This is a genomic window from candidate division KSB1 bacterium, from assembly GCA_022562085.1.
Classification (GTDB): domain Bacteria; phylum Zhuqueibacterota; class Zhuqueibacteria; order Oceanimicrobiales; family Oceanimicrobiaceae; genus Oceanimicrobium.
This window is the reverse complement of sequence record JADFPY010000387.1, coordinates 1-4130: the sequence shown is the minus strand read 5'-3', so window position 1 is coordinate 4130 and position 4130 is coordinate 1. Positions and strand designations below refer to the sequence as shown.

The 4130-nt window shown below is 47.2% G+C and carries 3 protein-coding genes and 1 other RNA gene; 3 read left to right on the top strand and 1 reads right to left on the bottom strand.

What is annotated here, in order from left to right:
- Positions 1-314: 314 nt before the first annotated feature.
- The 3 genes from IH879_20870 (at position 315) to ssrA (ending at position 3416) form a co-directional block, all read left to right on the top strand.
- The gene (locus tag IH879_20870; GenBank protein MCH7677381.1) at positions 315-1700 is read left to right on the top strand and encodes a PQQ-binding-like beta-propeller repeat protein; all 1386 of its coding nucleotides are present in this window, start codon (positions 315-317) and stop codon (positions 1698-1700) included.
- Positions 1701-1722: 22 nt separating this feature from the next.
- Complete coding sequence (locus IH879_20865; protein MCH7677380.1) at positions 1723-2997, top strand: aminotransferase class V-fold PLP-dependent enzyme; 1275 nt, start codon at positions 1723-1725, stop codon at positions 2995-2997.
- A 58-nt stretch (positions 2998-3055) separates the two neighbouring features.
- Positions 3056-3416, top strand: a transfer-messenger RNA (tmRNA) gene (gene ssrA / locus IH879_20860).
- A gap of 175 nt (positions 3417-3591) precedes the next feature.
- Here the strand turns inward: ssrA and IH879_20855 are convergent.
- Positions 3592-4130: tail fiber domain-containing protein (locus tag IH879_20855; protein MCH7677379.1), on the bottom strand; the 539-nt coding region annotated here is incomplete at its 5' end.

Genomic DNA, 4130 nt, shown 5'->3' with positions numbered 1-4130 from the left:
TAAACGCTCTTTCTGAAAGACGGTATCATTAGAAAAATAAATTGAAATCTCTGGGTTCTTTGTACTACAAAATCTGCAACATTCTGTTTTTTTAGCAAAGTTTCTTCGAAAGTTCAACTGCTTCTGTAAGCGGATAGAACGGATTTAGCGGATTTATGCTTCCTATCAGGTAATCCGTTTAATCCGCTCAATCGGTTTACTCTTTTTGTGCGGCTGAACGCCGCGCTGTGATTCTCAGTCTTCTCTGTGTCCAAAACGTTTTTACTTTTATTTCATTTGGTTTTATAAATTTCTAAATATTAGGAGACAAAACAATGGCTCGAACAATCGTAATAGTGGTCATGTGTGTATTTATGCTGATGGTAGTTGATATAAATGCCCAGGAAAATTGGCCTCAATGGCGCGGCCCTGATCAAAATGGCGTCAGCAAAACAACCAACGTTCCTGAGACCTGGAGCGACAGCGAAAATATCATTTGGAAGGCACCCATGCCATCATGGAGCGGCGGCACGCCGATCATCTGGGGGAATCAAATTTTTGTCACTTCACCAGCCAAAGCCGATGAGGAGGAAGTAGAGGCTTTTGTGGAAGAAACCAAAAAGCGCCAGGAAGAGCGGCAGCGGCGGAATCCCAACCGACGGAGAAGACGACGTGTCGCCCGCCACCCTGGCGGTTCAACCCTGCTTCTGATTTCTATTTCCAAGAAAGACGGCTCGGTGCTTTGGCAACGAGAACTTGACGAAGGTAATAAAATTTGGCGCAAACACAACAACACATCCCCATCTCCGGTCACAGATGGAAAGCATGTTTGGGTCGTTACCGGTAATGGAACCGTCACGGCATTCGACCTAAATGGCAAGAAAATCTGGCAGCGAAACTTGCAAGATGACTACGGCGCTTTCGGGATGAACTGGGGGTACGCCTCCTCTCCTTTATACTATGAGGGAAAGCTTATTCTTCAGGTTTTACACGGACAAAAAACCGACGACCCTTCCTACGTGGTTGCCTTCGATGCTTTGACCGGCAACGAGAAATGGCGGCAGGAACGACCCACGGATGCCGTGGCTGAGTCACCGGATGCTTACACCACTCCCACTCTGCTGCAACACGACGGCAAAACACAGATTGTTATCCTCGGCGGAGATTATGTAACCGGCCACGATCCTGAAACGGGCAAAGAAATTTGGCGCGCCGGAGGATTGAACCCCGACAAGCGGCGCAATTATCGCATCTGCGCCTCGCCCATCGCAATAGATGGCATGATTTACGCGCCGACACGCAAAAAGCCGCTGCTGGCCTTCCGTGCCGCCGACATCGCGAGCGGCAACCCCGCCTGGAAGTGGGAAGGTCCGGCCGCCACGGATGTACCAACACCGGTTTGTGACGGTAAGTATTTCTACATGGTCGATGACAGAGGGTTGGTTGTCTGCCTGGATGCTAAAACGGGTGGGGTCGTCTGGGGTCCCGAGCGCACTGCTCAGGGAATTGTGAGTGCCTCGCCGGTTTTAGTGGACAATAAGCTTTATGTTACGAATGAAAAAGCAGTTACGACCGTATTGGCCGCCGGTCCAAAATTCAAGTTGTTGTCTACCAACGAACTTGACGGCAGCTACACAATCTCATCTCCGGCAGTTGCCGATTCCAAGATCTTTATACGAACCTCGGATTATTTGTATTGCATTGGAAATCAAACAAATTAGCGATCGGTTAAAAGGAATTCCTATGAAAAGAAGAGATTTTTTAAAACAGGCAAGCTCCGGAATAACGGCCGTGACGGCACTCACAACACTCTCCTCAATCCAAACTGTGTTTGCCAACAATTTATTGAGATTAGAAAAGCAGAACAATAAAGGTGAATATTTTGCAAACCTGCGACGTCAATACCTGTTGAATCCTGAAATTACCTATTTTAATCATGGTTCGATCGGCACAATTCCAAGGGTTATCCATGAAGCACATACCGGCTACTTAAAGCTGTGTGAATCAAATCCGTGGCTTTATATGTGGGGTGAGCCCTGGGCAAAAGCACTTGCAGAAACGCGTGAGAAAGTTGCTAAATTTGTGGGATGCAGCGCGGATGAGCTCGCCTTTACCCACAACACGACTGAGGGTTTTAATTTACTTGCCAGCGGCCTTCCTTTAAAAGCCGGGGATGAAGTCGTTTTCAGCTCCCTGAACCATGCCGGTGCAGGCCAATGCTGGTTTCACTATGCCAAAGAAAAAGAGTTTTCGGTAAAGAAGTTCGAGTTTCCAATTCAAGAAGTACCGAATTTATCCAGAGACGATATTGTTGATATTTATGCAAGAAATATTTCGGAAAAGACGCGGGTGGTTGTTTTTCCGCATATCGACAATTTGGTGGGAATTCGCTACCCGGTAAAAGAGCTCGCCGAAATGGCCAGGGAAAAAGGCGTCCAGTATATCGCAGTCGACGGCGCTCAGGCTGTCGGAATGGTGGATGTCAATCTTCAGGAAATGGGGATCGATTTCTACGCGGCCAGTCCCCACAAATGGCTGCAGGCCCCCAAAGGCACCGGGCTGCTTTATATTAGAAAAGAATTGCAATCGCACTTAAAACCGATGTGGGTGACCTGGGGCCAGGAAAGATGGCAAGGTTCCGTGCGTATTTTTGAAGACTATGGAACCAGAAATCTTGCTGCAACGCTCACGCTTGGGAATGCGGTCGACTTTCAAACTAAACTGAACAGCAAAGGCGCAGAACAAAGGCGAAAAGAACTGCGGGACACTTTCTATCAAGCCCTCAAAAACAATTCGAAATTTATCTGGCGTTCTCCTCTTGATCCGGATTTGGCAACCTCGTTGTACACAGTCGAACTGAAAGAAACAAGCAGCCGGGCTTTGTTTAAAGAGATGTTTGAAAAACACGGCTATGTGTTCCGGCCTTTTGAATCGGAAAACTGGAATGCTGTCAGGCTTTCGCTAAATGTTTTTAATACTTTTGAAGAAATTGACCGATTTAATAAGTTAGCGGGGTAATGCGGAACTGTTTTCCCTTGACTCTCGTTAAAAAATTTGCTTTCTTTTAGAGCTTTTTGGGGACGACCTGGCTTCGACGGGGGTCGAGGAGCTAAGAATGGCATGCCGAGGTTCTTCCGGGTCCTCGTTAAACAACTGGAAACACTAATTAAACGCAGACAATTATGCGTATGCATTAGCTGCCTAATTTATTAGCGTAGCTCGTTCACTCAGGGTGCGCCACACATTTTGAGCTGAACGTCGATCTTGTGGCTATATCTCAGGACTTGCTCGAGGTCCTCCGATGAATCTTTCGAGCTGGCTTTTCGGGGTTTTGTTTGCTGAACCTCAAAAAGCGAGATTGAATCAACAAACTAAGCATGTAGAAGTTCTTGGTGACTGTCTCTCGGACGCGGGTTCGATTCCCGCCGTCTCCACTAAAATCCAAATCTTAACATAAAAAGCCTGGAAGACTCTGATCCTCCAGGCTTTTTTGAGCCAAACTACCTCAATCGAAAATTCGAAATTCGGGCGAGTCCAAAACGGCTACGATTTGTTTATTTGCCGCTTCCGTTTTTCGGTTTGCGATTTCCCATTTCCGATTTTTGATTTTGTTTATTTATTGAGCATTGCTGTCTGACTAAATTGGCTTTCCAGCTTGTTAACTCTGCTTCTCAATTCCTTCAATTGTGCATTTTGCGCCTTCAATTGTGTATTTTGTTCTGCAATGGTTTTCTGCTGGCCTTTAACCGCTTCAACCAAGAGCGCTGTGACATTAGCGTAAGCCACAGATTTGTATCCTTCAGAATCCGTTTTAACAAGTTCAGGAACGACGGTTTCGACTTCCTGGGCAACGAAGCCGATTTGAACGCCTTGCTGCGGGTTCCTGTTTCTGGCTCCCTCTTTTTTCCATTCAAAGCTGACGCCGCGCAGGTTCAAGACCTTGTCCAAAGCGTGGTCAAGGGTGGTGATATTTTTCTTCAAGCGCCGGTCGCTGCTATGAACGAGTGTAGTACTCACGATAACATTACCGCCGCCTCTGACGAGCACAACATCCCCGCTGGAATTATTATTCAGGAAGAGCGACCCGGACATCGCGTCGATCTCATTGCCATCCAGGAGCATCACTTGGCTGCCGGAGCCGATTTTGACCG